The sequence below is a fragment of the Polaromonas sp. genome (assembly GCF_036676035.1).
Taxonomy (GTDB): Bacteria; Pseudomonadota; Gammaproteobacteria; order Burkholderiales; family Burkholderiaceae_C; genus Polaromonas.
In genome coordinates, this window is record NZ_JAKFDR010000118.1 from 79,401 (window position 1) to 106,086 (window position 26,686).

25 protein-coding genes and 1 pseudogene are annotated in these 26,686 nt (G+C 64.6%); 12 read left to right on the forward strand and 14 right to left on the reverse strand.

The genetic code is table 11. The features are described 5' to 3' along the window. Positions 1-86: 86 nt before the first annotated feature. The gene (locus tag V6M61_RS18675; protein WP_332778098.1) at positions 87-1,055 is read right to left on the reverse strand and encodes an ATP-binding cassette domain-containing protein; all 969 of its coding nucleotides are present in this window, start codon (positions 1,053-1,055) and stop codon (positions 87-89) included. 115 nt (positions 1,056-1,170) lie between these two features. On the opposite strand from V6M61_RS18675, the gene purT reads away from it, so the two are divergent. Further along, a complete protein-coding gene (purT, locus tag V6M61_RS18680) occupies positions 1,171-2,397 on the forward strand; it encodes a formate-dependent phosphoribosylglycinamide formyltransferase (RefSeq protein ID WP_332778099.1) in 1,227 nt (408 codons plus the stop codon). Between the two features lie 182 nt (positions 2,398-2,579). Here purT and V6M61_RS18685 read toward each other — a convergent pair whose 3' ends face one another. Beyond that, entirely contained in the window at positions 2,580-3,506 is a 927-nt protein-coding gene (locus V6M61_RS18685) for a LysR family transcriptional regulator (RefSeq protein WP_332778100.1), read from the reverse strand. 97 nt (positions 3,507-3,603) lie between these two features. On the opposite strand from V6M61_RS18685, the gene V6M61_RS18690 reads away from it, so the two are divergent. Next, a complete protein-coding gene (locus V6M61_RS18690) occupies positions 3,604-4,683 on the forward strand; it encodes a 4-oxalomesaconate tautomerase (RefSeq protein WP_332778101.1) in 1,080 nt (359 codons plus the stop codon). 11 nt (positions 4,684-4,694) lie between these two features. Further along, positions 4,695-5,666 (forward strand): tripartite tricarboxylate transporter substrate binding protein, encoded by a 972-nt coding sequence (locus V6M61_RS18695; RefSeq protein ID WP_332778102.1) that lies wholly within the window; start codon positions 4,695-4,697, stop codon positions 5,664-5,666. Positions 5,667-5,798: 132 nt separating this feature from the next. Here V6M61_RS18695 and V6M61_RS18700 read toward each other — a convergent pair whose 3' ends face one another. The 3 genes from V6M61_RS18700 to V6M61_RS18710 are packed head-to-tail and all read right to left on the reverse strand — an operon-like array spanning position 5,799 to position 9,592. Beyond that, entirely contained in the window at positions 5,799-7,295 is a 1,497-nt protein-coding gene (locus V6M61_RS18700; RefSeq protein ID WP_332778103.1) for an AMP nucleosidase, read from the reverse strand. 13 nt (positions 7,296-7,308) lie between these two features. Further along, entirely contained in the window at positions 7,309-8,688 is a 1,380-nt protein-coding gene (gorA, locus tag V6M61_RS18705) for a glutathione-disulfide reductase (protein ID WP_332778104.1), read from the reverse strand. Between the two features lie 13 nt (positions 8,689-8,701). Beyond that, entirely contained in the window at positions 8,702-9,592 is an 891-nt protein-coding gene (locus V6M61_RS18710) for a LysR family transcriptional regulator (RefSeq protein WP_332778105.1), read from the reverse strand. A gap of 123 nt (positions 9,593-9,715) precedes the next feature. Here V6M61_RS18710 and V6M61_RS18715 point away from each other — a divergent pair, with 123 nt between their 5' ends. Together V6M61_RS18715 and V6M61_RS18720 are read left to right on the forward strand one after the other, a co-directional pair. Further along, positions 9,716-10,381, forward strand: coding sequence for a glutathione S-transferase family protein (locus V6M61_RS18715; protein ID WP_332778106.1), 666 nt, complete (start codon positions 9,716-9,718; stop codon positions 10,379-10,381). A gap of 112 nt (positions 10,382-10,493) precedes the next feature. Continuing rightward, positions 10,494-11,444 carry a pyridoxamine 5'-phosphate oxidase family protein gene (locus V6M61_RS18720; RefSeq protein ID WP_332778107.1) on the forward strand — a complete coding sequence of 317 codons (951 nt, stop codon included), beginning with the start codon at positions 10,494-10,496 and terminating at the stop codon, positions 11,442-11,444. A gap of 28 nt (positions 11,445-11,472) precedes the next feature. Here the strand turns inward: V6M61_RS18720 and V6M61_RS18725 are convergent, their stop codons facing one another. Continuing rightward, positions 11,473-12,396 carry a LysR substrate-binding domain-containing protein gene (locus V6M61_RS18725; protein ID WP_332778108.1) on the reverse strand — a complete coding sequence of 308 codons (924 nt, stop codon included), beginning with the start codon at positions 12,394-12,396 and terminating at the stop codon, positions 11,473-11,475. A 95-nt stretch (positions 12,397-12,491) separates the two neighbouring features. Here V6M61_RS18725 and V6M61_RS18730 point away from each other — a divergent pair, with 95 nt between their 5' ends. The 3 genes from V6M61_RS18730 (at position 12,492) to V6M61_RS18740 (ending at position 13,941) form a co-directional block, all read left to right on the forward strand. Continuing rightward, entirely contained in the window at positions 12,492-12,731 is a 240-nt protein-coding gene (locus V6M61_RS18730; RefSeq protein WP_332778109.1) for a DUF2917 domain-containing protein, read from the forward strand. Positions 12,732-12,775: 44 nt separating this feature from the next. Next, complete coding sequence (locus V6M61_RS18735) at positions 12,776-13,561, forward strand: crotonase/enoyl-CoA hydratase family protein (RefSeq protein ID WP_332778110.1); 786 nt, start codon at positions 12,776-12,778, stop codon at positions 13,559-13,561. A gap of 65 nt (positions 13,562-13,626) precedes the next feature. Then, positions 13,627-13,941 carry a hypothetical protein gene (locus V6M61_RS18740; RefSeq protein ID WP_332778111.1) on the forward strand — a complete coding sequence of 105 codons (315 nt, stop codon included), beginning with the start codon at positions 13,627-13,629 and terminating at the stop codon, positions 13,939-13,941. Between the two features lie 218 nt (positions 13,942-14,159). On the opposite strand, the gene V6M61_RS18745 is transcribed toward V6M61_RS18740, so the two are convergent. Further along, entirely contained in the window at positions 14,160-15,380 is a 1,221-nt protein-coding gene (locus V6M61_RS18745) for an MFS transporter (RefSeq protein WP_332778112.1), read from the reverse strand. Positions 15,381-15,531: 151 nt separating this feature from the next. Further along, positions 15,532-15,810, reverse strand: a pseudogene (locus V6M61_RS18750) (antibiotic biosynthesis monooxygenase family protein); the annotation flags it as partial. Between V6M61_RS18750 and dbpA the strand changes: the two are divergent. After that, on the forward strand, positions 15,804-17,198 hold the full coding sequence (gene dbpA, locus V6M61_RS18755) for an ATP-dependent RNA helicase DbpA (RefSeq protein WP_332778113.1): 1,395 nt from the start codon (positions 15,804-15,806) through the stop codon (positions 17,196-17,198). The pseudogene V6M61_RS18750 and the gene dbpA overlap by 7 nt on opposite strands. Positions 17,199-17,457: 259 nt before the next feature. On the opposite strand, the gene V6M61_RS18760 is transcribed toward dbpA, so the two are convergent. Further along, positions 17,458-18,093 (reverse strand): cysteine hydrolase family protein, encoded by a 636-nt coding sequence (locus tag V6M61_RS18760; RefSeq protein ID WP_332778114.1) that lies wholly within the window; start codon positions 18,091-18,093, stop codon positions 17,458-17,460. Positions 18,094-18,208: 115 nt separating this feature from the next. Here V6M61_RS18760 and V6M61_RS18765 point away from each other — a divergent pair, with 115 nt between their 5' ends. Together V6M61_RS18765 and V6M61_RS18770 are read left to right on the forward strand one after the other, a co-directional pair. Next, the gene (locus tag V6M61_RS18765; RefSeq protein ID WP_332778115.1) at positions 18,209-19,201 is read left to right on the forward strand and encodes a GlxA family transcriptional regulator; all 993 of its coding nucleotides are present in this window, start codon (positions 18,209-18,211) and stop codon (positions 19,199-19,201) included. 135 nt (positions 19,202-19,336) lie between these two features. Further along, positions 19,337-20,554 (forward strand): RtcB family protein, encoded by a 1,218-nt coding sequence (locus V6M61_RS18770; RefSeq protein WP_332778116.1) that lies wholly within the window; start codon positions 19,337-19,339, stop codon positions 20,552-20,554. 95 nt (positions 20,555-20,649) lie between these two features. On the opposite strand, the gene V6M61_RS18775 is transcribed toward V6M61_RS18770, so the two are convergent. The 5 genes from V6M61_RS18775 to V6M61_RS18795 all read right to left on the reverse strand — a co-directional run bounded on the left by V6M61_RS18775 (position 20,650) and on the right by V6M61_RS18795 (position 25,510). Next, entirely contained in the window at positions 20,650-21,672 is a 1,023-nt protein-coding gene (locus V6M61_RS18775) for a branched-chain amino acid ABC transporter permease (protein ID WP_332778117.1), read from the reverse strand. A 143-nt stretch (positions 21,673-21,815) separates the two neighbouring features. Beyond that, positions 21,816-22,700 (reverse strand): branched-chain amino acid ABC transporter permease, encoded by an 885-nt coding sequence (locus tag V6M61_RS18780; protein ID WP_332778118.1) that lies wholly within the window; start codon positions 22,698-22,700, stop codon positions 21,816-21,818. 52 nt (positions 22,701-22,752) lie between these two features. Then, on the reverse strand, positions 22,753-23,949 hold the full coding sequence (locus tag V6M61_RS18785) for an ABC transporter substrate-binding protein (protein WP_332778119.1): 1,197 nt from the start codon (positions 23,947-23,949) through the stop codon (positions 22,753-22,755). A gap of 83 nt (positions 23,950-24,032) precedes the next feature. Continuing rightward, on the reverse strand, positions 24,033-24,737 hold the full coding sequence (locus V6M61_RS18790) for an ABC transporter ATP-binding protein (protein ID WP_332778120.1): 705 nt from the start codon (positions 24,735-24,737) through the stop codon (positions 24,033-24,035). After that, on the reverse strand, positions 24,737-25,510 hold the full coding sequence (locus V6M61_RS18795) for an ABC transporter ATP-binding protein (RefSeq protein ID WP_332778121.1): 774 nt from the start codon (positions 25,508-25,510) through the stop codon (positions 24,737-24,739). Before V6M61_RS18795 ends, V6M61_RS18790 begins: the two co-directional genes overlap by 1 nt. A gap of 506 nt (positions 25,511-26,016) precedes the next feature. On the opposite strand from V6M61_RS18795, the gene V6M61_RS18800 reads away from it, so the two are divergent. Beyond that, a complete protein-coding gene (locus V6M61_RS18800) occupies positions 26,017-26,397 on the forward strand; it encodes a hypothetical protein (protein WP_332778122.1) in 381 nt (126 codons plus the stop codon). The last annotated feature ends 289 nt before the right edge of the window (positions 26,398-26,686 follow it).

The window sequence follows — 26,686 nt, forward strand, 5'->3', positions numbered from 1 at the left end:
GTCCAAGCCTGCACAGGCAGGCTTGGAGCCGCGGACGTCAGCCCCGAGGGGGCGGTGCTCAAGATTGCGTTCGTCGCTGTTCATGGTCAACTGTCCTCCCGGATTTTCCGCCCGGTGAGCTTGAGGAACAAATCCTCAAGATTCGCGGGCCGGTGCAGCGTGCGCAGCTGCGAATGCACGGCCAGTGCGTCGAGCAGCTGTTTGGCGCCTTGCGTGTAGAAAAATACGGTCTCGCCGCTGACCTCGACGCGCGCGGCGAGCGAGGTAAGGGGCGAGTTCACCAGTTCGAGCGCACCATTGCCATAGGCCTCGACCACATCGGGCTCCAGATGCTGGGCAATCAGGTCGCGCGGCCGGCCTTCGGCGATTTTTTTGCCGTGGTCCAGCACCAGCAGGCGTGAGCACAGGCGCTCGGCCTCGTCCATGAAATGGGTGGTCAGCAGGATGGACTTGCCTTGCTGCAAGAGCAGCTGCAGCCGCTCCCACATCAGGTGGCGGGCCTGCGGGTCCAGGCCGGTGGTGGGCTCGTCGAGCAGCAGCAGCTGGGGGTCGTTCACCAGCGCGCGCGCCAGGCTGAGGCGCCGCCGCATGCCGCCCGACAGCTCGCCGGGTTTGGCGTTGGCCTTGTGCGAGAGCGCGGCGAACTCCAGCAGTCGGGGGATGCGCTCGCGGATCTGCGCATCCTTCATGCCGAAATAACGGCCGTAGACCAGCAGGTTCTCGGCGCAGCTGAAGTCCGGATCCAGCGTGTCGAACTGGCTGACCACCCCCAGCTGCGCCTTGATGGCCAGCGCGTCCTGCGGCATCTGCAGGCCCGGCGTGCTGCCGCTGTCCGAAAAATAGGCGATGCCGCCCGCATCCGGCGCGGTCAGGCCCAGGCACATGCGGATGGTGGTGGTCTTGCCCGCGCCGTTGGGGCCGATCACGCCCAGGCACTCACCCGGCGCGATGTCGAATGAGAGATTCTCGACCACCGTGGCGGCGGCGTAGCGCTTGTGAAGACCCCGCACGGAAAAGATGGGGGAGGGTGCCGAAGAACTGGCAACTTGGTTCATCAATACATTGTGACCCAAGCGGTGAAGAGCGGCCTGGGCCGGGCGGCCCGCGACTTGCGGTAAATTGCATGGTTCCGTTCGACACCCTCCTTACTTTCTTATTTCTACCTGCCTCATGACCACCCTTGGAACCCCTTACTCATCCCACGCCACCCGAGTCATGCTGCTGGGCTCCGGCGAGCTCGGCAAAGAGGTGCTGATTGCCCTGCAGCGCCTGGGCGTGGAAACCATCGCGGTAGACCGCTACGACAACGCCCCTGGCCAGCAGGTCGCCCACCACGCCCGCACCATCACCATGAGCGATCCGGCGCAGCTCAAGGCGCTGATTGAAAAAGAAAAGCCGCACCTGGTCGTGCCCGAGATTGAAGCGATCGCCACCGACATGCTCGAAGCACTGGAGGCCGCCGGCACGGTGCGCGTGATCCCGACGGCGCGCGCCGCACGCCTGACCATGGACCGCGAAGGGATTCGCCGCCTGGCCGCCGAGACGCTGGGCCTGCCGACCAGCCCCTATGTGTTTTGCGATTCGCTGCAGGAACTGCAGGCTGCGATTGACGGCAAGATTGGCTACCCCTGCATCGTCAAGCCGGTGATGAGCTCATCGGGCAAGGGCCAAAGCAAGATTGCCGGGCCGGCCGACGTGAAAGCCGCCTGGGACTATGCCATGTCCGGTGGCCGTGTGAGCCGCGGCCGGGTGATTGTCGAAGGCTTCATAGACTTCGATTACGAGATCACCCAGCTCACGGTGCGCGCACGCGGCGCAGACGGACAGGTCGAAACGCATTTTTGCGAGCCCATCGGCCACCTTCAGGTCAGCGGCGACTATGTGGAAAGCTGGCAGCCGCACCCGATGCGTGCGGCGGCGCTGCAGAAAAGCCGCGACATTGCCAGGGCCGTGACCGACAACCTCGGAGTTGGCCTTGACGGCAAGCCCTCCGGGCTGGGCCTGTTTGGCGTGGAGTTGTTCGTCAAGGGCGACGAGGTGTGGTTCAGCGAGGTCAGTCCGCGCCCGCATGACACCGGCATGGTGACCCTGTGCACCCAGTGGCAAAACGAGTTTGAACTGCACGCGCGCGCCATTCTCGGCCTGCCGGTCAACACCGCGCTCAAAAGCCCGGGCGCCAGCGCCGTGATTTACGGTGGCATCGATGCGCAAGGCCTGGTGTTTGACGGCGTGGCCGATGCGCTGCGCGTGCCCAACACCGACATCCGCCTGTTCGGCAAGCCCGAGAGCTTTGTCAAGCGCCGCATGGGGGTGGCGCTGGCGTTTGATGCGGATGTGGAAGTGGCACGGGCCCATGCCCGGCTCGCGGCTTCCAAAGTCAAGCCGCGCCAGCCTTAGGGACGCACCGCAAAACTCCTCCCGTTCGGACTGAGCTTGTTGAAGCCTTAAAAGCCCTTCGATACCTTAGGGCGAACGGTAACGCAGTCCCATCATGCCCCGTCATGATTGATGGCAAGCTCAACGCATGGCCTGCGCCGCACGCTCGGCGCTGTCTTTGGTACGAACGCCACGGGCAGTATTCAGGTGGCGGTGGTCTTGCGGGCGCCGCGGCGTCCCTTGCGCAGGTCCGACAGCAGTTCGTAAAGCCGTTCGGCCGCCGGTGTGAAGCTGCGGCCCTTGCGCCGTATCAGTCCGATGCGGCGCGTCACCACCGGGTCGTGCAGCGGCACGCTGGCCAGCACCGGGTGGTCGGCTGCCGGCATGGCCAGGGCCGGCACGGCGGCCACGCCCATGCCGGCCTCCACCAGACCGAGCAGTGTGGTGACGTGCTGGGCTTCGTAAATGCTCTGCGGCCGCAATTCAACGCCGGCCAGCGCCAGGTCCAGCAGCATGCGGTTGCCCGATGACTTGGAGACCGACATGAAGTCGTACTGCCCCAGCTCGCTCCAGCTGACCTTGCGTTTCTTCGCCAACGGGTGGTCCTTGCGGCAGGCGGCGACAAAGCGTTCTTCGAGGATGGTGCGGAATTCGATGCCGGGTTCGTCGTTGCCGATGAAGTTGACACCGAAGTCGGCCTGGCCGCTCGCCACCACCGACAGCACCTCGTTGGCGCTCGCGTCGTGCACCTTGATGCGGATGCGCGGGTAGCGCGCGTGGTAGGTGCGCAGCACCTGCGGCAGGAAATAGTACACCGCCGACGGCACGCAGGCCACGGTGATCTCGCCCGTGCGCGTGGCGCCCACCTCGCGGATGCCGAGCAGGGTTTCATCGAGGTCGTCCAGCAGCTGGCGCACCTTGCGCGCGAAGTCGCGGCCCACGCCGGTCAGGTTCATGCTGCGGGTGTTGCGGTCGATCAGCCGCACACCCAGTGCTTCTTCCAGCTTGTCGATGCGGCGGCTGAAGGCGGGCTGGGAGATGTGCACGGCTTCGGCCGCCTTGCGGAAGTTGCCGAGCTCGGCCGCCGAGGCAAAAGCCTGCAGATCATGCAGGTCAAAGTTGATGCTCATGGTGTCGCCAACGAAGAAGTAGGTATTCAGTATTTTGCATCAATAGTTCTGAAAGTTGCAATTTACAAAATTCTTGTGAACTTCCATCATTCGTTCCATGAACACTTCACTTCCCTGCGTCCTGATGCGTGCAGGCACATCACGCGGCCCCTTCTTCCTGCGCGACTGGCTGCCCGAGAGCCCGGCCGAACGCGACCAGGTCCTGCTCAGCGCGATAGGCTCGTCGGATCTGACCCAGATTGACGGGCTGGGTGGCGGCAACTCCCTCACCAGCAAGGTCGCCATCGTGTCGCGCTCGTCGCGGGTGGACTGCGATGTGGACTACCTGTTTGCGCAGGTGGGCGTGGGCCAGCAGACGGTGGACACGCGCCCCAACTGCGGCAACATGCTGGCCGGGGTGGCACCGTTTGCCATCGAGCAGGGCCTGATCCAGGCCAGCGACGGCATCACCTCGGTGCGGGTGCACAACGTCAACACCGGCGCCCGCATCGACGTGACGGTGCAGACGCCCGGCGGCCGCGTGACCTATGACGGCGACGTGTGCATCGACGGTGTGTCGGGCCCGGCAGCGCCTATCCACCTGACCTTTCTCGATGCCTGGGGCGCGGTGACGGGGCAGCTGTTTCCGACCGGCCAGCGCATCGATTGGATCGACGGGGTGGCGGTGACTTGCATTGACGCGGCCATGCCCATGGTGCTGATCCGGGCGGCCAGCCTGGGCGTCACCGGTCGCGAATCGGCCGCTGAACTCGATGCCACCCCCGGCCTGCTGGAGCGGCTGGAGCGCATTCGCTGCCAGGCCGGCGCCCTCATGGGGCTGGGCGATGTCTCTGCCAGCGTGGTGCCCAAGCCGGTGCTGGTCAGTCCGCGCGGGGAGCCGGGCGCCATCGTGTCGCGCTACTTCACGCCCAGGCGCTGCCACACGGCGCATGCGGTGACCGGCGCCATCGGCGTGGCCACCGCCCTGGCGCTGCCGGGCACCGTGGCCAGCGGCAAGGCGCTGGCACCCGGCCACCACACGCTGCGCGTGCTGCACCCATCCGGCGCGATCCAGATTGCGGCCGACCTGCAGGACGGCCGCGAGGGGCTGCGCGTGAGCCAGGCCTCCGTTATCCGCACCGCCCGAAAAATCATGCAAGGGGAACTGCATCTCCCTGCGCGCCTGTTGACCCACTGAGGAGACTGACCATGAACCGTTTGATGAAACACGCCCGTCCGCTGCTGTCGGGTCTGGCCCTGGCCTTGTGCGCGGCTGCTGCGCAGGCCTACCCGGACAAGACCATCACCATCGTCGTGCCCACGGCCGCTGGTGGCGGCAATGACGCCATGGCCCGCATCGTTGCCCAGAAGATGGGACCGTTGCTGGGCCAGACCGTGATTGTCGACAACAAGCCCGGCGCCAACGGGGCGATCGCTTCTGAAGCCGTCGCCAGGGCCGCGCCCGACGGCTACACCATCCTGTTCGGCTATGTGGCCACCCACGCCATGAACCCGGCCCTGCAAAAGCTGCGCTACGACCCGGTGGCCGACTTCGAACCCATCGGCCTGGTGGGCTATTCGCCCACGCTGATGGTGGTGAACCCGGGGCTGAAAGCCAGGGACGGCAAGGACCTGATGGCGATGCTGAAAACCCAGCGCGACAAATACAGCTACGCGTCGGCCGGGAACGGCACGGCGCCGCATTTTGCCGCCGAGCTGTTCAAGCTCAATGCGAATATCGGCCTGCTGCACGTGCCCTACAAGGGCTCGGCACCGGCACTCTCCGACACGATAGGCGGGCACACCCACGTGATGTTCCCCAGCCTGTTCAGCGCGCTGCCGCATGTCAAGGGCGGCAAGCTGCAGGCCGTCGCCGTGGCGGGCCCGCGCCGCTCCAGCGCGCTGCCCGACGTGCCCACGCTCAAGGAGCTGGGCGTGGACGGTGTGGACGTGACCCAGTGGTACGCCCTGTTTGCGCCGGCCAAAACGCCCAAGGCCGTGGTGGACAAGATCAACACCGCGCTCAACAAGGTGCTGAACGACAAGGACACCATCAAGCGCATCGAGGACCAGGGTGCCGATGTGGAGACCAGCAGCCCGGAACAGCTGCGCACCCTGGTCAGCAGCGAGCTGGTCAAGTGGAAGCGCGTGGTTCAGCTGGCGAAACTGTCCGCCGACTGAGGCGGGCAGGGTAGGTGCTTGGCTTGTGTGGCGGGGAGCCTGTCAAGCCCGTTGGCATGCATCAAAACGGGCTTGATCCCAATCAATATGTGCGCAAACAGCTATCAAAAAATAGCGTAAAACTTCGCCGAATTACTGGAAGGCTACCTCGGCAAAGCTGCGCAGCTTGCGGCTGTGCAGCTGGTTGATGCCTTGGCCGCGCAGCAGCTCCACCGCGCGGATGCCTATGCGCAGATGCTGGTCCACCCGCTCGCGGTAGAAGTGGTCGGCCATGCCCGGCAGCTTGATCTCGCCGTGCAGCGGCTTGTCGCTCACGCAAAGCAGGGTGCCGTAGGGCACACGGAAGCGGAAACCGTTGGCCGCGATCGTGGCGCTTTCCATGTCGAGGGCGATCGCCCGGCTCTGGCTGAAGCGGCGCTGCGGCTGGTTGGCTGGCAGCAGCTCCCAGTTGCGGTTGTCGGTCGAGGCCACGGTGCCGGTGCGCATGATGCTTTTGAGCGCCGAGCCCTTGACTTGGGTCACGTCGGCCACGGCGCGCTCCAATGCGACCTGGATTTCGGCCAGCGCCGGGATAGGCACCCACAGCGGCAGCTCTTCGTCCAGCACATGGTCCTCGCGCACATAGCCGTGCGCCAGCACGTAGTCGCCCAACTGCTGGCTGTTGCGCAGGCCGGCGCAGTGGCCCAGCATGATCCAGGTGTGAGGCCGCAGCACGGCAATGTGGTCGGTGATGGTCTTGGCGTTGGCCGGGCCCACGCCGATGTTGACCATGGTGATGCCGCTGCGGTCGGCGCGCATCAGGTGGTAGCCCGGCATTTGCGGCAGCCGGGGCGGCGGTGTGCCCAGCGCGTCACTTGCTTCAGCAGGCAGGCCGGTGCGGCGCGTCACCACATTGCCGGGCTCGACAAAGGCGATGTACTCGCTGTCGGGCTTGGCCATCTCTTCGTGGCCAAGCCGCACAAACTCGTCGATGTAGAACTGGTAGTTGGTGAACAGCACGAAGTTCTGGAACCAGTCGGGCGAGGTGCCGGTGTAGTGGCGCAGGCGCTGCAGCGAGTAATCGACCCGGGCCGCCGTGAACAGCGACAGGGGCTGGGCCTCGCCGGGCCTGGGCTCGTGCGTGCCGTTGGCAATGCCATCATCCATCGCCGCCAGGTCGGGCAGGTCAAACACATCGCGCATCAGCATGCGGCGCGCCACGCTCAGGTTGCCTTCGATGTGGTCGCGTTCGGCAAACGAAAAATGCACCGGAATCGGCTGCGTGCTGGTGCCTATCTCCAACTCGACCTGGTGGTTTTGCAGCAGCAGGCGGAACTGCTCCAGGTAGTAGTCGCCATACAGGTCGGGGCGCGTCAGCGTGGTTTCAAAACGGCCGGGCCCGGCGACAAAACCGTAACTCAGCCGGGCGCTGTCGGGGGCGGCCGGGGTGCGCGCCACCGTGACGGTGTGGACGCGCACAAAGGGGTAGCAGGCGCGCACATGGCCGGGCAGTGTTTCACCGGCCACATAGCGCTGCATGGCATCACGCAGGTGGGCAATCTGCTGGTCGTAAATCGCTCGCACCTGCGCCAGCGCGGCGGCGGGGTCGGTGTAGCGGCTGGGGGCGATGAAAGTGGGCAGGTAAGGCATGTACAGGGGCCTTTCAGGTGGGGGATTTCACGGGTTCACGCATGGTGACGAATTCTTCAGCCGCCGTGGGGTGGATGCCAATGGTGCTGTCAAACACCGCCTTGGTGGCGCCGGCCTTCATCGCCACGGCAAAGCCCTGCACGATCTCGCCGGCATCGGGCCCCACCATGTGCAAGCCCACCACGCGGTCCGAGGCGTCGTCGACCAGCAGCTTCATGAGTGTGCGCTCGGTGCTGTTGCTGAGCGTGTGCCTGAGCGCCTTGAAATCGCTGCGGTACACGCTGATGCTGGCAAACTTCTCGCGCGCCTCGGCCTCCGAATAACCGACCGTGCCAATGTTGGGGTGGGTGAACACGGCGGTGGGGATGAAGTCGTAGCTCATGCTGCGCGGCGCCTTGCCGGCGGCCGGGCCGAACAGCTGGTCCACCACCACCATGGCTTCACCCAGCGCCACCGGCGTGAGCTGAAGGCGCGCGGTGACATCGCCCAGCGCATAAAGGGACGCCACCGAACTTTGGTAGCGCTCGTTCACCTCAATCGCTCCGTGGGCGTTGACGGCCACGCCGGCATCTTCCAGCCCGAGTCCGCGGGTATTGGGCCGCCGGCCGGTGGCATACAGCACGGTGTCGACCACGAACGGTCCCTGGCTGCCGTCTTTCAGGTCAACCCGCAGCCCCTCGGCGGTTTGGGTGATGGCGGCCACTTCTGCGCCCAGCTGCAGCTTGACGCCGGTCTTGCTCATTTCGCTGGCGAGAAAACGGCGCACATCGTCGTCAAACCCCGTGAGGAGCTTGTCGCGGCGGTGCACCTGCGTGACCTGTGCGCCGAGACCGTTGAAGATGGAGGCAAATTCGCAGGCGATATAGCCACCGCCAACCACCAGCAGGCGCTTGGGGAAGGGGTTCAGGTCAAACATGTCGTCGGACGTCACCACCAGCTCACGTCCCGGCACGTCGGGGATGGTGGGCGCACCGCCCGTGGCAATCAGGATGTTTTGGGCCGTGTAGCGCTGGCCTGCCACGTCGATGGCGTGGGCGTCCAGCAGGGTGGCCCAGCCCCTGAGGGTCTGCACCCCGGCACTGTCGAGCAGCTGGAGGTACACGCCATTGAGGCGGCTGATCTCGCGCGCCCGGTTGGCCTTGAGCAGTTCCCAGTCCAGCTGGGGGGCCGTCCCGACCCAGCCAAAGCCATGCGACTCTTCAAACGACTCGGCGTAATGCGCGGCATAGCTGTAGAGCTTCTTCGGAATGCAGCCCACATTGACGCAGGTGCCGCCCATGGCGCCCGCTTCGGCCAGCGCCACGCGCGCGCCGCGCTGCGCCGCCATGCGCGCGGCCCGTACGCCGCCGCTGCCGCCACCGATGACGAAGAGATCGAAGTCAAAAGTCTGCATGCGTTTTTTCCTTTCAGGACTGGAAGTCCTGGAGTTCTTTTTTTATCCACTCAATGAACACCCGGGTACGTTTGGGCAGCAGGCGGGCATGCGGGTAGACCACGTGAATGGGGCGAATCGGCGGCTCAAAATCCTCCAGCACGGTGCGCAGTTGTTTATTTTGCAGAAACGGTGCCACCTGATAAGACAGAAACATGCCCAAGCCCGCGCCCGCCACGCAAGCTGCAACGGCCGGAGCGATCTGGTTGAACTCCAGATTACCACTGACCGCCAAACGCAGCTGCCGGCCCTGGTCATTGAACGGTCCCCACGTGGGGGCATGGTCGGTCACACGCACGCAGTTGGCTTTCAGGAGGTCTTTGGGATGTTGGGGCACGCCGTGGCGGCGCAGCCAGGCCGGGCTGGCCACCACCAGGTGCCGGATGTGGCCCACGGGCTGAGCGACCAGGCTGGAGTCTTCGAGCTCGCCAATGCGAATGCCCACGTCAATGCCCTCTTCAAGCAGGTTGACCACGCGGTCCAGCAGCACCACACTGCAGCGCATCTTCTCGTGCTGCTGCACAAAACGCGTCACGGCGGGCGCCACATGCATTTGGCCGAACAACATGGGCGCGGTGATGGTCAGGTGGCCCGCCGGCTCCCCGGCTTCTGCCGTCAGCGCCGCCTCGGCGTCATCGATGGCCGCCAGCACCTGTCGGCAGCTCTCCAGGTGCCGCCGGCCTTCTTCGGTCAGCGAAATGCGCCGCGTGGTCCGGTTGAACAGGCGCACACCCAGCTGCGCCTCAAAGCCGGCCAGCGTACGCACCATGGCCGGCAACGACGAAGCCATGACGCGGGCCGCGGCGGTCAGGCTGCCCTCTTCGGCTATGTGAATAAAGGCCTGCATGGCCCTGAGCTTGTCCATGGGTTGAATGCTAATTCAAATTGATTCACTTAACGGAGTAGTTAAATTCTGTTTTGACTATTTATTCAAGTTAATGGATGAAACAGAATCCAGCTTGTCCAACCAACTTCCTGAAAGATCATCATGAGCCCAGCCGCTGCTTCAACCTTCCCTACGCGCCCCGCGCAGCCCATCAAGCTTTATCGCTCCAGGATCTCCGGCCACTCCCACCGGGTGGAACTGTTTCTGTCTTTGCTCGGCCTGCCGTTTGAGCCAGTGGATATCGACCTTGCCGCCAGGGGGCACAAAACACCTGAATTCCTGGCCATGAATGCTTTCGGCCAAGTGCCGGTGATTCAGGACGGGGACGTCACCCTGGCCGATTCCAACGCCATTTTGGTGTACCTCGCAGGGCGTTATGCGGCCAACGCCGAGCAGTGGCTGCCGCGCGAGCCTCTGGCCGCTGCCGCAGTGCAGCGCTGGTTGTCGGTGGCCGCCGGCCAGCTGGCGTTCGGGCCCGCCGCGGCGCGGGTTATCCAGCTCTTCAAAAGGCCGGACAGTCCCGATGTCGCCATTGCCCGTGCCCATGCCCTGTTCACCGTGATGGAGCAGCAGTTGGGGCAGTCGGCGTTTCTGGCGGGTAGCACGCCCACCTTGGCCGACATTGCCAATTACAGCTACATTGCCCGCGCGCCCGAAGGCAATGTCTCGCTGGCGCCTTACCCCCATCTGCGCGCCTGGCTGGCCCGCATCGAGGCCCTGCCGCGTTTTGTGCCCATGGTCAAAACACCCATCGGGCTGGCGGCATGAGCCGCCGGGCCGCTCCCAAGGCGACAACGAAGTTGCGGCGAAGACTCACAACTGCGCGAAGCGCTTGTGACGTCGTAGCCAATACCGTAGCGCATAGCGCGGAGGTTACCCAATGAGCAGCGCCACATTTCACGAAGGCGAGCGCGCGGTGCAGGAGCGCGTGGGCGTGCGGGACCGGCTGGCGCAGCTCGGCCCGCGCGTGATCCGGGATTTCATGCCGGAGCAGCACCGCGAATTTTTCGGGCAATTGCCTTTTGTGATTGCCGGGACCGTGGATGACGCCGGCCAACCCTGGGCCTCTGTGCTGGCGGCGCCGCCCGGTTTCATTCAGTCCCCCGATCCGCAGCAATTGGTGCTGCAGGCACGGCCCCTGCCGGCCGATCCGTTGCAGGCGACACTGGCCGACGGTGCTGCCATCGGTCTGCTGGGCATAGAGCCCCACACCCGGCGGCGCAACCGCATGAACGGCGTGGTGCAGGGCTTGAATGCGTCGGGGTTCAGGGTGCAGTTGAGCCAGAGCTTTGGCAACTGCCCCAAATACATCCAGGCCCGCGAGCCGGTGTATGTAGAAGGCCACCGGTCCGGCAGCCCGGCCGTGCACAGCGCCGCGCAACTTGATGATGCGGCGCGCCGCATGATTGAAGCGGCCGACACCCTCTACATCGCCACCGCCTATGCGGGCGACCAGCTGGAGGCGGGCCGGGCCGGCGGTGTGGACGTGTCGCACCGAGGCGGCAAACCAGGCTTTGTGCGGGTGGACGCCGACGGCACGCTCACGGTGCCGGATTTCATGGGCAATTTTTTCTTCAACACCCTGGGCAATATTGCGGTCAATCCGCGGGCCGGCCTGCTGTTCATCGATTTTGACAACGGTGACCTGTTGTACCTGGCGGTCACGGCAGACATCATCTGGGATGGCCCTGAAGTGGCGGCCTTTGACGGCGCCCAGCGCCTGCTGCGTTTCAAGGTGCAGTCGATGAAGCGGGTGGAGGCCTCGCTGCCCCTGCGTTGGGGCCCGGCGGAGCTGTCACCCGTGCTGGAGGCCACCGGCGCCTGGACCTGAGCCTCCAGGAATCCGCCGCTGCGGGGGATCAGCCGATCACCTCGAGCGTGAGTTCGCGTTCAAGCCACTCGCGGAATTTCTGCACGGCCGGCCGCTCCGCGCTGTGGGCCGAGGTGACGATGCGGTAAGCCATGCCCTCGACCGTCTGGCCGGGCAGGACCACCTGAAGCTGGCCGCTCCGGAGCAGGGGCAGCACCAGCGGTGTGCGCCCCATGGCCACGCCTGCGCCCTGCACGGCGGCGTTGAGCACATGTTCGTACTGCGAGAAATACAGGCAGGGCTGCTGCGGCGACTGCCGCAGGCTCAGGCGTTCGTACCATGCAGTCCAGGACATCCAGGGAAAGCGCATCGCCGGGTCGTAGTAAACGAGCAGCGGCACGTGCAGTATGTCCGCGGCAGAGGCGATGCGCGCCGCGATGGCCGGCGCCGCCACGAGCATCACCTGCTCCTGCAGCAAGGGCGGCGGGCCTTCCGTGCCGGCCTGCAGCGGACTGAGCCGCACCGCAAGGTCCATGCCTTCGCGCTCAAGGTTGAGCCTGGCCTCCGAGGCGTCGACGCGTACATCGATGGCCGGCTCCAGCGCCTGAAACTTCGCCAGCTTGGGCGCCAGCCACAGCGCGGCAAAAGACGGCGTGGTGGTGACCGAGACCGACACCCGGTCCACGGCCAGCAGGCGGTCAATGGCGGTGGCCAGTTGCGCCAGCGATGCACGGGCCGCCTCATAGAGCTGCCGGCCCTCGGGTGTCAGGCTCAGCCCCTTGCCGCCGCGCAGGAACAGCGCCATGCCGAGCGCGTCTTCAAGGCTTTTCACCTGCTTGCTCACGGCTGACTGCGTGATGCAAAGCTCCTCGGCCGCAGCGGTGAAGCTCAGGTGGCGGGCTGCCGACTCAAAGCCGCGGATCGCGTCGAGTGACATCGCACGAAGGGAGTGGGATGAAGAGCTGTTGAGCATGGCATGAATGTTTGGAATACCCCGGATGACAAACCATCCGGCCACGCGGGCCGGTTCCAGAGAAGAATCAGATCACAGTTTTGAAGGAGACCATCATGAGCGCATTGCAATCCCCACTGAAGGTCGGGCTCATTCCCCAAGCCCTGCACCTGCACCCTGGCGAGGCCTTGACCTGCACCCGGGGCGGCGTCTGGATCACCAGCGACGCTATAGCCGGCGACGTCGTGCTGGACCGCGGCCAGGCCTTCGTGGCGCAGCGGGCCGCCGACTACTACGTGAGCGGGCTGCGGCGTCACGGCGCCTGCAGCCGCATCGCCTTTGCTTCCCAGCCCTAAAACCAAATCTAAACCTAAACCTAAACCCTCCAGGAGACTACGGCATGCTATTGGAAACCGAGCGCCGCGGCCAGCACGTGGTGCTGACGCTGAACCGCCCCGAAAAACTCAACGCCCTGAGCTACGAACTCATCGACGAACTGATGGACCGGCTCGATGCGCTGGAGCGCGACGACACCGTACGCTGCCTGGTGCTGACCGGGCGGGGCAACAAGGCCTTCAGTGCAGGCGCGGACATCACCGGTTTCGCGCCCGATGTTGCCTCATCGCCCGAAACAGCCTACCGGCGCTTCGTTGCGCGCGGCCAGGCCATGACGCGCCGGATCGAAAATTACCCTAAACCCATCATTGCAGCCGTGAACGGCATCGCCTTCGGCGGGGGCTGTGAAACCATGGAGGCCTGCAGCCTGGCGATTGCGGCTCGCCACGCGACGTTTGCCAAACCTGAAATCCGGCTGGGTTTTCCTCCTCCTTTTGGCGGCACGCAACGCCTGCCGCGCCACATAGGCCGCAAGCGCGCCAACGAAATGATCCTGACGGGGGAGGCCATCAGTGCGGAAGAGGCATTGCTGATCGGGCTCATCAACCATGTGGTGGGGGCGGAAGACTTGCTGCCTGCCTGTCTGCGCATGGCGGATTTGATTGCGGCCAACTCAGCCGTGGCCGTGACCGCCTCGCTGCGCGCCGTCACGCGCGGCCTCAATGTCTCAATCGACGAAGGCCTGGCCATCGAGGCGGCGCAATTCATGATCGCTGCGGCTTCACCGGATGCGAGGGAGGGAACGGCTGCTTTCGTGGAGAAGCGGCAACCGGTATTCCTTCATCGGTGAAGCTGTATTTTTAGTTCTTTGCCTCATTGGGCCTCATCGGCCACACAGTACACCAGGAGGTGCAGATGATCATCGTCTTTACTACGTTCACTTTGCCAAAGCCAATCACTCGCGAGGAAGCCCGCAGCATCTTCCTGAGCACCGCGCCAAAGTATCGAGGCGTACAAGGTTTGTTTCGCAAACACTACGTGCTCTCCCAGGACGGAGCAACAGCAGGTGGCGTCTACCTTTGGAATTCGAGGCCAGAGGCAGAAGCAATGTACACAGAATCATGGCGCTCGTTCGTCCGGGAGAAGTACGGCACTGATCCGACCGTAACCTACTTCGAAAGTCCCGTGGTGGTCGATAACGTGACTCAGCAGATCCTTACCGACGAGTAGGAAAGCACCATCCTGCAGCGCAATGACGTCCAGCCCTTCCATCGAGCGGACATGCTTCGGGTACCCTTGATTTTCCGAATATTGGCCCAGCCGAGACTAAGAATTTATCCGTAAATCCAATGGGTAATCCCCCGGCACAGCCGGGGGATTACCCATTGGATTTAATAGCGAGGAGGGTCCACGTTGCGCGGCCGGCTGGAACTACACGCCCAAGCCCGTCACGCCGCAACCGCATAGCGGCGCGCATACCCCAAGGTTCCCGCCACCACAGCCGCCGCCGCTGCCAACACGCTTGCCAGCAGCATGGTGTTGGAAATCCCGTAGCCGTCGACCACGACCCCGCCGAGCAGCGAGCCCGTGGCAATCGCCACCTGGAAGGCGCTGACGAGCAGGGCCTGGCCGGCTTCGGGCATGTCGGGCACGGCGTTGAGCATCCAGGCGGTCACTGCCACAGGCACCAGGCCGAACGCGATGCCCCACAGCACAACCACTGCCGCCGCGCCAACGATGCCGCCGCCGATCATGGTGGAAAGCAGCAGCGCGGACGCGATCAGCAGGCTGGTCAGCACCGCCGTTGCGCGAACGCTGCGCGCCGCGAGGCTGCCCCCGAGGAACGTGCCGACAAAGCCCGCGGCGCCATAGACCAGCAGCAAGGCCGAGACCAAGCGCGGGGGCAGGCCGAACACCTGCTCCAGCAGCGGCCGCAGATAGGTGTACGCCGCAAAGTGCCCGGCAATGAGTAGCAATGTCATCAGGAGGCCGACCTGCGCGAGGCGGCGCGTCAGCGGTGTCAGCAGATCGCGTGCCTTGATCGCGCGCGTCGGCGGCATGGCGGGGAGCAGCCAGAACTGCGCGGCCAGCACCACGGCAGCCAGCAGGCCGTTGGCTGCGAAGGCGGCGCGCCAACCGGCCAGGTTGCCGATGAAGGCGCTGAGCGGCACACCCAGCACGGTGGCCACCGACACCCCCATGAGCACGAGCGACATGGCTCTTGCCTGCGAGGCGGGCGGCACGAGTTGCGTGGCCGCGCCGGGGGCGAATGTCCAGAAGCCGCCGATGCACAGGCCCAGCAGCAGCCGTGCCGCCAGCAGCGTGACCAGGTTGGGCGCCATCGCAGCCACGGCGTTGGAGACAACCAGCATCGCGGTGAGCGCGATCATCACGGCGCGGCGGTCCAGCCGGCCGGAGGCGACGATCAAGGCGGGGCCCGCCAGCGCGGCGAGAATGCCCGGTACCGTGACCATCAGGCCGGCGGTGCCTTCCGTGATGCTCAGGCCGGCTGCGATGTCGGTCAGCAAGCCGACCGGCAGGAACTCGGTCGTCACCATAGAGAATGTGCCGACGGCGATGGAGCCTACGGCAAGCCAGGCGGCTCTGGAAGGTGGGTTGGGCACGCGGGCCGATGCAATGGCATCGACGGAGGCGGAAGTGGGTTGCATTTCGAATCTCGGTGCGGCTGCACTGTTTGGTTGCGATGCAGGCTAGTGTCCCGAAGTCTCGCCTTCAGAGTAAGAAGGCGCGAAGCACTTGTCTGTTTCCAGGCCGTGAACAATCAGTGCGCTGATACGCTGTTTTGCGGCGCCGGCTTCATCAATGCGAAGCGACCGTAGTCTGCGCCAACTCGCTCACCAGTCCAAGGCCCGCGCCGCCATAAGTGCGAAGCACCTGCAAAATGACGACCTTGTACCCGTCTAGCGTGCAACACCACACTAGCCACCAGGCATGCGCGGCCTTGGCCTCGAGGTGCCGCGGATACTGCATCAAGGCCTGCAGGGCCTCCAGTGATTCCCAATAGTAGACGTTCGACATCAGCCCGGTAGCGGGGTTTTCCCAAGCTTCAGGGCCGGGCCGATAATCGGGGCATGACCTCCTCTCCAGCTTCCTCTTCCGATTTCAGCGCCTTGTCCCTGCCGGCCCATGTGCTGGCCAATTTACAGCAGTTGGGCTACCTGAGCATGACGCCGATCCAGGCCGCCAGCCTGCCGATCGCCCTGCTTGGCAAGGACCTGATCGCCCAGGCCAAAACCGGCAGCGGCAAGACGGCGGCGTTTGCGCTGGCTTTGCTGGCCAATCTCAATGCCCGCCGCTTTGCGGTGCAGGCCGTGGTGTTGTGCCCGACGCGCGAGCTGGCCGACCAGGTCACGACCGAAATCCGGCGTCTCGCGCGCGCTGAAGAGAACATCAAGGTGGTGACACTGTGCGGCGGCGTGCCGCTGCGCAACCAGGTGGCGAGTCTTGAGAACGGCGCCCACATCGTGGTGGGCACGCCGGGGCGCATCATGGACCATCTGGAGCGCGAGACGCTGAATATCGACGCACTCAACACCCTGGTGCTGGACGAGGCCGACCGCATGCTCGACATGGGCTTTTACAACGACATCGCTACCGTGGCCAAACAGTGCCCCGATGAGCGGCAAACCCTGCTGTTCTCGGCCACCTACCCCGAGGGCATTGCCAGGCTCAGCGCCCAGTTCATGCGCGAGCCGGTCACCGTCAAGGTGGAGACGCAGCACGCCGGCAGCCAGATCCGCCAGCGCTGGTACGAGGTGAAGAACAGCGAGCGCCTGCATGCGGTGAGCCTGCTGCTCAACCACTTCCGCCCGGCCAGCACGCTGGCGTTTTGCAACACCAAGGCCCAGTGCCGCGATCTGCTGGCCGTGCTGCAGGCCCAGGGTTTCAGCGCGCGGGCGCTGTATGGCGAGCTGGAGCAGCGTGAGCGCGACCAGGTGCTGGTGCAGTTTGCCAACCGCAGCTGCTCGGTGCTGGTGGCCACCGACGTGGCCGCGCGCGGGCTGGACATCGCGCAGCTCGAAGCCGTGATCAATGTCGACATCACGCCCGACTCTGAGGTGCATATCCACCGCGTCGGCCGTACCGGCCGCGCCGGCGAGGAGGGCCTGGCTTTAAGCCTGGCCAGCATGGACGAGATGGGCTACGTGGGCAAGATCGAGCAGCTGCAGGGCCGCGAATCGGAGTGGCACAAGCTGGCCGAGCTCACCCCCGCCAGCCAGGAGCCGCTTCAGCCACCCATGGCCACGCTGCAGATCATCGGCGGCCGCAAGGAAAAAATCCGCGCGGGCGACGTGCTGGGCGCGCTGACCGGCGACATGGGATTCAGGAAAGAGCAGATCGGCAAGATCAATGTCAACGAGTTCTCGACCTATGTCGCGGTGGACCGCGCCATCGCGCGGGAAGCCGAGGCGCGCCTCAACGCCGGCCGTGTGAAGGGCAAGAGCGTCAAGGTGCGCCTGATTTAGGCCCAATACGGTTCAATCAGGTGCCGCACTCCGTTCGGGCTGAGCTTGTCGAAGCCCCTGTAGCCTTGCGACCCGACTCTTCGACAAGCTCAGGGCGAACGGCTTACTCAGCAGTTCGAAAGTAGTACGACATACTTTGTCATCCTGAGCGCAGCGAAGGATCTCGGTATGCTGGCAAGATTCTTCGCGTTGCTCAGAATGACAGCATGGGCGGCGTCGCCTTCGTTTCGGACTACTGAGTAACTGAGCGGTATTGGATTTAGACCAGCGCTTCCGCGCGGGCCGCCGCGTACGAGGCCGGGATGTTGCCGCGCGGGATGGCCCGACCGGCCTTGGCCGCTGCAATCCAGTCGCCGGTGCTGGTGACGGCGGCAAAGCGCGTATGGAACACGACGCTGAACACACGGTGGATTTCTTCGGCTGTCGCGCTGCCGGCCGTGTTGGCGTAGGCCAGGGCGCCGGTGGCGTCGTGCAGGAACTCGACATTCAGGCCCCGATGCGTGGCTTCGAAAATGGTCGAGGCGTCGCAGTTGTGCGTCATGTAGCCGATCACGGTCAGCGTGTCGATCTGGTTCTGTTGCAGCCAGTCGGCGAAGTCGGTGCCGGTGAAGACGCTGGGCCAGGCCTTCTCGATGTAGTGGTCGCGCGGGCGGCTTCCCACCACCTCGTTGAGCTGCCAGCTGGGCGAGCCCTTGGCGAACAGCGGCGCGCTGGCGGCCTCGCTGTGCTGCACCACCACCACCGGAATGCCGGCGGCCCGCGCAGCGTCCATGGCGCGGCCGATGTTGGGCAGCGACTGTTCGACCGGGGGGTAGTCGATCAGCAGGTTTTCGGTGAAATATTCGTTCTGCACGTCGATCACAACGAGGGCGCGGCGCGGGGAGGCAGTGGTCATGGAAGTTCTCCTTGAAGAAAGGGGGTTGAAGAAAGGTGGCTGATGGGATCGATTGTTCGTTTCAACCCGATTTGGCGAAAGTGGCCCGAGCGCCATAAATCGATAGAATCGGGCCATGCCTGCCCCATCCTCCAAAAACACCCCGGCCCAGACCGTGGCCGTGGTCGCCTTCGACGGCATCAGCCCGTTTCACCTCTCCGTGCCCTGCCTGGTGTTTGGCCAGGAGATGACGAGTCCCGGCATGCCGCGCTTCAAGCTGCTGGTGTGTGCGCCGGAGGCGGGACCGTTGCGCACGCCGGCGGGCTTTTGCGTCGACGGCGTGCGCAAGCTCTCCGCCATGGCCAAGGCCGACATCGTCATCGTTCCCTCATGGCTGAGCCCGAACGAGCCGGACTACCGGCCACCCCCCGAAGCCTTGCTCAAGGCCCTGCGCGCCGCCCACCAGCGCGGCGCGCGTATCGTCGGCCTGTGTCTGGGTGCCTTCGTGCTGGCCGAGGCGGGGCTGCTTGATGGCCGGCCTGCCACCACGCACTGGGCGCTGGCGCCCACCTTCGCGCAGCGCTACCCGCAGATCGAACTGCGGCCCGACGTGCTGTATGTGGACGACGGCGACGTGCTTACCTCGGCCGGCACGGCCGCAGGCATCGACTGCTGCCTGCACCTGCTGCGCACCGAGCATGGCGCCGAGGTGGCCAACCACATGGCGCGGCGCATGGTGGTGGCGCCGCACCGCCAGGGCGGGCAGGCCCAGTATGTGGAGCAGCCGTTGCCTGCGTCGGGCGCGGACCATCGGCTGGCCGACGTGCTGGCCTGGGTGCAAAAGCATTTGAACCGCCCGCACAGCCTGGACGATCTGGCGCGCCGCGCGCTGCTCTCGCGCCGCACCTTCACGCGGCATTTCCGGCAGGTCACCGGCACCACGGTGGGCCAGTGGCTGCTGAACCAGCGCCTCGCGCTGGCGCAGCAGCGGCTCGAGTCCACCCGCCGCAGCATCGAGCAGATCGCGGCCGATGCGGGCTTCGGTTCGGCCGTGTCGCTGCGCCAGCACTTCGCGGCGGCGTTCAACACCTCGCCCTCGACCTACCGGCGGGAATTTCGCCAGATCTGAAGCCGCTGACACGCACGGCCGGACGCATCGACAAAATCTCCGTGTTCGGGGGTCTGGATCAGGTGCCGGACGGGCTGCTGAAGCTGCATTGAGACCATAATGGAAGCTGGCGCCTTCGCTTGCGAAAGGAGCAGCATGGAACCCAATTACATCCATGAAGACGTGCCCGGCGGCGTGCCGGTGAAGATGTGGACGCGCGGCGTGCCGATCGAGGACGAAGCCAGGCGCCAGCTGACCAATGCCGCGCGCCTGCCCATTGTCTTCAAGCACATCGCCGCCATGCCCGACGTGCACTTCGGCATCGGCGCCACCATCGGCTCCGTCATTCCCACCGTCAAGGCCATCATTCCGGCGGCCGTGGGGGTGGACATCGGCTGCGGCATGATCGCCTGCAAGACCACGCTGGCGGCCGGGGATCTGCCGGACAACCTGGCGCCGCTGCGCTCGGCGATCGAACGCGCGGTGCCGCATGGCCGCGCGCCGGGATCGCGCGACCCCGGCGCCTGGAGCAAGGTGCCGGGCGCGGTGGACACGGCCTGGGCCCAACTGGAGCCGGTGTTCACCGAGCTGTGCCGTGACTACCCCAGGCTGGCCAAGACCAATAACCGCAACCACCTGGGGACGCTGGGCACCGGCAACCATTTCATCGAGGTCTGCCTGGACGAGCAGGGCTTTGTCTGGTTCATGCTGCACTCGGGCTCGCGCGGCGTGGGCAACGCCATCGGCACGATGTTCATCGAACTGGCCAAGCAGGACGCGCTGCGCAACAACGTCCAACTGCCCGACCGCGACCTGGCCTACTTCGAAGAGGGCTCGCGCTACTTCGGCGACTATGTGCGCGCGGTGGGCTGGGCCCAGCAGTTCGCGCGCCTGAACCGCGAGGTGATGATGCGCCGCGTGATCGAGGCCGCGAAGACGGTGATCCGCAAGAACTTCCAGAGTCACATCGAGGCCGTGAACTGCCACCACAACTATGTGCAGAAGGAACACCACTTCGGCCAGGACGTCTACGTCACGCGCAAGGGGGCGGTCAGCGCGAGAGCCGGCGAGCTGGGCATCATTCCCGGCAGCATGGGCACGCGCAGCTACATCGTGCGCGGCAAGGGCAACCCCGAGAGCTTCGAGTCCTGCTCGCACGGCGCCGGCCGCGTGATGAGCCGCGGCGAAGCCAGGCGCCGCTTCACGCTGGCCGATCACCGTGCGGCGACCGAGGGCGTGGAGTGCCGCAAGGACAAGGACGTGATCGACGAAACGCCGGCCGCCTACAAGGACATCGACGCGGTGATGCAGGCGCAGCAGGACCTGGTCGAGGTGGTGCATACCCTCAAGCAGGTGGTGTGCGTCAAGGGGTGAGGCCTGTTCCAGGCCGATTTGGCGCCTTCTTTATATGGAAAACTGGCCCGCTGCCCTTGCGAAGATTGCGCAATTGGCTATCAAATTAATAGCAATTACGATGGCTGAGTAGTCTCCACCGCTGACAGGTCAGGTGCTGGCGACGCCGGCCGATGTGGCGCACCGAGGGGTTCCGGCGCGCGGCGACGACGTTCCAGGAAGGCGCTGAGTTCGCCGACCACGCCCTTGCGGAAGGCCAGCACGCAGATCACGAAGATCGCACCGATGATCACGGTCACCCAGGAGCCGACCTTGTCGGCCAACAGGTTTTGCAGCGAGATCACGATGCCGGCGCCCATCACCGGGCCAAAGAAGGTGCCCACGCCGCCGAGCAGCGTCATCAGGATCACCTCGCCTGACATGGACCAGTGCACGTCGGACAGGGTGGCAAAACCCATGACCAGCGTTTTGAGCGAGCCGGCCAGGCCGGCCAGGCCGGCCGACAGCACAAAGGCCAGCAGCTTGTAGCGGTCCACGTGGTAGCCCAGCGAGATGGCGCGGGGCTCGTTCTCGCGGATCATCTTGAGCACCTGGCCATAGGGCGAAGTGACGATGCGCGAGATGCCCAGGAAGCAGGCGATGAAGATCGCCACCACCACGTAGTACATGGTCGTGTCCGAGGCCAGCGGCAACACACCGAACAGCTTGCCACGGGGCACACCCTGCAGGCCGTCCTCGCCGCCGGTGAAAGGCGCCTGCAGGCAGATGAAGAACACCATCTGCGCCAGCGCCAGCGTGATCATCGCGAAGTAGATGCCCTGGCGGCGAATCGCGACCAGGCCGAATATCAGGCCCAGGAACGCAGCTGTCACCGTGCCCGCGAACATGCCCAACTCGGGCGTCCAGCCCTGGGACTTGATGAACCAGCCGGTGATGTAGGCGGCTCCGCCAAAAAAGGCAGCATGGCCGAAGGACAGCAGGCCGGTGAAGCCCAGCAGCAGGTTGAAGGCGCAGGCGAAGAGGCCGAAGCACAGCAGCTTCATCACGAACACCGGGTACAGGCCGATGACCGGCGCGAGGAGCAGCAGCGCCAGGATGGCCACATAGGTGATGCGGGTCAATTTTTGTGCGTTATTCATTCAGATATCCATCGAACAGCTAAGTGGCGAGCGCGGGGTTCCAGTTCCAGCAGGGGCCGCGGAACCGGCTTTGCCGGGCCGCAGGCGCAGCGCCCCCTGGGGGGCAGCGCATTACACGAAGTGAAAAGCGTGGGGGCCAACATCTAGGCTTCCTTGCCAAACAGGCCGGCGGGGCGCAGGATCAGCACGATCACCATCACCACGAACACCACCACGCTGGAAGCTTCCGGGTAGAACACGCGGGTCAGGCCCTCCACCACACCGAGGCCCAGGCCAGTGATGACCGAGCCGAGGATGGAGCCCATGCCGCCGATCACGACCACGGCGAAGACCACGATGATCAGGTTGGAGCCCATCAGGGGTGTCACCTGGATGATGGGGGCAGCCAGCACGCCGGCGAACGCCGCCAGGCCGGCGCCGGCGCCGTAGGTCAGCATCACCATCAGCGGCACGTTGACGCCGAAGGCCTGCACCAGCTTGGCATTCTCGGTGCCAGCGCGCAGGTAGGCGCCCAGGCGGGTGCGCTCTATCAGGAACCAGGTGCCCAGGCAGACCGCCAGCGAGGCCAGTACAACCCAGGCGCGGTAGTTGGGCAGGACCATGAAGCCCAGGTTGGTGGCGCCGGACAGCAGCTCCGGCACCGGGTAGGACTGGCCGGAGACGCCGTACTGCTCGCGGAACACACCTTCGGCGATCAGCGACAGGCCGAAAGTGAGCAGCAGCCCGTACAGCGGGTCCAGCCCGTACAGGTGCTTGAGAAAGGTGCGCTCGATCGCCACCCCCAGCGCGCCGACAATGAGGGGCGCAAGGATGAGCGCGAACCAGTAGTTCACGCCGAACTTGTCGAGCATGATCCAGGCGGCAAAGGCACCCAGCATGTAGAGGGCGCCATGCGCGAAGTTCACGATGTCCAGCAGGCCGAAGATCACGGCCAGGCCAAGACTGAGCATGGCGTAGAACGCGCCATTGACCAGCCCCAGCATCAGCTGGCCGAGAAATGCCTGGTGGGGGATGCCGAATATTTCCATGAGTCCGTCTTGAAGAAGTTGCAGCCGGCCGCAGGCCGGCTGCTTTTCACCTTTATTTTTTGATCAGCGAGCACTTGGACTCGGCCGCGGTGGTGAACGCCTGGTCGCCGGGCACCTTGGACACCAGCTTGTAGTAGTCCCACGGCGTGGTTGACTCCTTGGCGTTCTTGACCTGGAACAGGTACATGTCGTGGATCATGCGGCCATCGGCGCGGATTTTGCCCTTGCTGTAGAAGTCGTTGGCCGGCGTGCTCTTCATCTGCGCCATCACCTTGTCGGCATCGGTGGTGCCGGCGGCCTTCACCGCGCTCAGGTAGGTCGTCGCGGCAGAGTAATCAGCGGCCTGCAGGCTGGAGGGCATGCGCTTGTACTTGTCGAAGAAGCGCTTGGCGAACTTGCGTGAGGCGTCGTCCTGGTTCCAGTACCAGCTGTCGGCCAGCTGCAGGCCTTCGGTGTTGGACAAGCCCAGGCTGTGGACATCGTTGATGAACACCAGCAGGCCGGCGATCTTCATGCTCTTGTTGATGCCGAATTCCTTGGCCGCCTTCATCGAGTTGGTGAAGTCGCCGCCGGCGTTGGCCAGGCCCAGGATCTGCGCCTTGCTCGACTGGGCCTGCAGCAGGAAGGCCGAGAAGTCGGCGGCGTTGAGCGGGTGGCGCACCGCACCGGCCACCGTGCCGCCGTTGGCCTTGACCACCGTGGACGCGTCGCCTTCCAGCGAGTGGCCGAAGGCGTAGTCAGCCGTCAGGAAGTACCAGTTCTTGGCACCGGCCTTGACCAGGGCCGAGCCCGCTACCTTGGCCAGGGCCACGGTGTCGTAGGCGTAGTGGACGGTATAAGGCGAGCAGTCTTCATTGGTCAGGCGGGCCGAGCCGGCGCCGACCACCATGAAGGGGCGCTTCTTTTCGGCCGCGACCTTGGACATGGCCAGGGCCGTGCCAGACGAGGTGCCGCCGATCAGCATCGACAGGCCGTCCTTGTCGATCCATTCGCGGGCCTTGGAGCTGGCCACATCGGCCTTGTTCTGGTGGTCGGCCGTCAGCACTTCGATAGTGCGGCCCAGCACCTTGCCGCCGAAATCCTGCGCGGCCCACTTGATCATTTCACCGCCGGCCGGGCCGTCGATGTCGGCATACAGGCTGGACATGTCGGTGATGAAGCCGATTTTGACCGGGCCGGTATTTTGCTGCGCAAAAGCGGCTGCGCACAGGCCGACGGCCATGGCGGCGATGAGAGCTTTGAGTTTCATGGGGGTCTCCTTCATGAGGTGGTGAGGACGGGAACTGGAAAAGCAAGAACGCTTGATAAAAACAGGGGCAGGCAGTGAACCGCCTAAACCCCCAAATACTCCTGCAGCATGCCCATGTTGTCTTGCAGTCCGGACTGGGAAAACTGCTTGACGATGCGGCCATGCTCCATGACGTAGAAACGGTCGGCCAGCGGCGCGGCAAAGCGAAAGTTCTGCTCGACCAGCACGATGGTGTAACCCTTGGCCTTGAGCGTGAGGATCATCTCGGCGAGCTTTTGCACGATCACAGGCGCCAGGCCTTCGGAGATTTCATCGAGCAGCAGCAGCCGCGCGCCGGTGCGCAAAATGCGCGCCACGGCCAGCATCTGCTGCTCGCCGCCCGACAGGCGCGTGCCGGGGCTGCCGGCGCGTTCCTTGAGGTTGGGGAACATCTCGTAAATCTCGCCGATGCCCATGCCGCCGGTCGCGATGGTGGGCGGGAGCATCAGGTTTTCTTCGGCGCTGAGGCTGGCAAAAATGCCGCGCTCTTCGGGGCAGTAGCCTACACCCAGGCGCGCTACCTTGTGCGGCGCCAGCTTGATGGCTTCCTCGCCGTTGATCCGGATCGAACCCTTGCGCGTGCCGGTCATGCCGACAATGGCGCGCATGGTGGTGGTGCGCCCGGCGCCGTTGCGGCCCAGCAGCGTCACCACTTCGCCTTCATTGACGGTCAGGTCGACGCCATGCAGGATGTGCGACTCGCCGTACCAGGCGTGCAGGCCTTCGATTTTGAGGAGCTCTTTAGTCATCAGTGAGCGCCTTGTAATTCGGTGTTGGTGGTACCCATGTAGGCCTCGATGACGAGCGGGTTGGCCGAGACTTCGGCATAGGGGCCGTCGGCAATGATGGCGCCGCGCTGCAGCACCGTGATGCGGTCGGCAATCGACGACACCACATTCATGTTGTGCTCCACCATCAGGATGGTGCGCTTGGCCGAGACTTTTTTGATCAGCTGCGTCACGCGGTCCACGTCTTCATGGCCCATGCCTTGCGTGGGCTCGTCGAGCAGCATCAGCTCGGGCTCCAGCGCCAGCGTGGTGGCCAGCTCCAGGGCGCGCTTGCGGCCATAGGGCAGGTTCACGGTCAGTTCATCGGCGAAATGGCTTAAATCCACTTCGGCCAGCAGCTCGCGGGCCCGCGCATGCAGGTGAAACAGCGTGTCTTCGGATTTCCAGAAATGAAACGAGGTGCCCAGATTGCGCTGCAGGGCGGCGCGCACGTTTTCCAGCACCGTCATGTGCGGAAACACGGCCGAAATCTGGAACGAGCGCACGATGCCGCGCCGCGCGGTCTGCGCCGGTTTCTCATGCGTGATGTCGGCGCCGTTGTAGGTGATGGTGCCCGAGGTCGGATGCAGGAACTTGGTCAGCAGGTTGAAAAAGGTGGTCTTGCCGGCGCCATTGGGCCCGATCAATGCGTGGATATGCCCGCGCTGAACCTTGAGATCGACCTGGTTGACGGCCACAAAGCCCTTGAACTCCTTGGTCAATCCGCGTGTTTCAAGAATGAACTCCACTGACAAATTGTTCTCCGGCAGATAAGAAATAAAAAGAACAGGTTCACGGGGCGGCAGCCCATGAAAGGCAACAGGTCATCGTAGCCAGCTGACTGGCGCCCAGGTACCGGGTCAGACCCTTAGGTAGTTTTGCGTGATGGGCAACCCTGATTTTGCAGAGCCGGTGCACCGGTATGCGGACGCTTGCAATTTCCTGACAATCCCATCAAATCATCAGGCAAACTTTTCCGGTTGGCCACCGGACGCCCACAGCCACACTCCCGCAGAAGCGTCGCCGTCAAAGCTGGCGCAATGTGTGTTGCCAAGGCCGATCTCGCCGGGGCCGGTCAGGGAGGGAAAGTCGCATAATCGAGCGCTCTTTGATTGACGCAGTCGCCAAAACGAGGGCGATGCGTTTTATCTCGAACTACTGGCCAAAAATTGCCACGGCAAAAACCAGGGCGACGGGCACGGGGGATGAGCAGCAGGCCCAGCCATAAGCTGTTGCAGTCCGCGGTCAGAACGGCAAAACGATGAGCTCGAACCTGACATTGAACTATCTGGACTTTGACTACAGCGAGGACCCGCAGGGTATCGGTACGTTTGACGCGATGGCGTCCACCCGGCCCGAGCACGTCGCCGCGGTCCGCGCTGAAATCGCGCTGGTGCTCGACTGGGCGCATGCGGCTTTCCCGGGCCTGCGGGCGCCGCTGGACGAGGGCGGAGAGTGGGACTTCAACCTGCAAGGCCAGCAGGAATGGTCAGCCTTTGAAACCATGACTTACGACGAGAACACGCGGCAGTTCGCGGTCCAGCTGAGCCCGGCCGGGCCGCCGCGACACACGGTGACTTTGTCGCTCAGCGGCAGCCCGCAGTTTTGTGCCGCCTTCAGGCAGCGCTTTGACCCCGAATAGAAAAGACCCGTTCGGCCGGGTGCGGCTTCAATCCTGGAAACAGCAGTTGACCGCTCGCAAACTTCAGGAAAGCCGCATGCACATTGACTTTTCCCTCTTAGCTCACGTTCACCTTCTGGGTGACAGCGCTATGCGCCCGATTGCACCATGCTCGACCCGCCATGCTGCGTTGCTCCGCCTTGTGGGCAGGAGCCCACTGCGTTGTCACCCTTGCAGGGCGCGGCTCAGTCGCAGCCTGAGCCCGTTCGCGCTGTCCACTGGCACGCAGGTGCCAGCGGAGCCGCAGCGC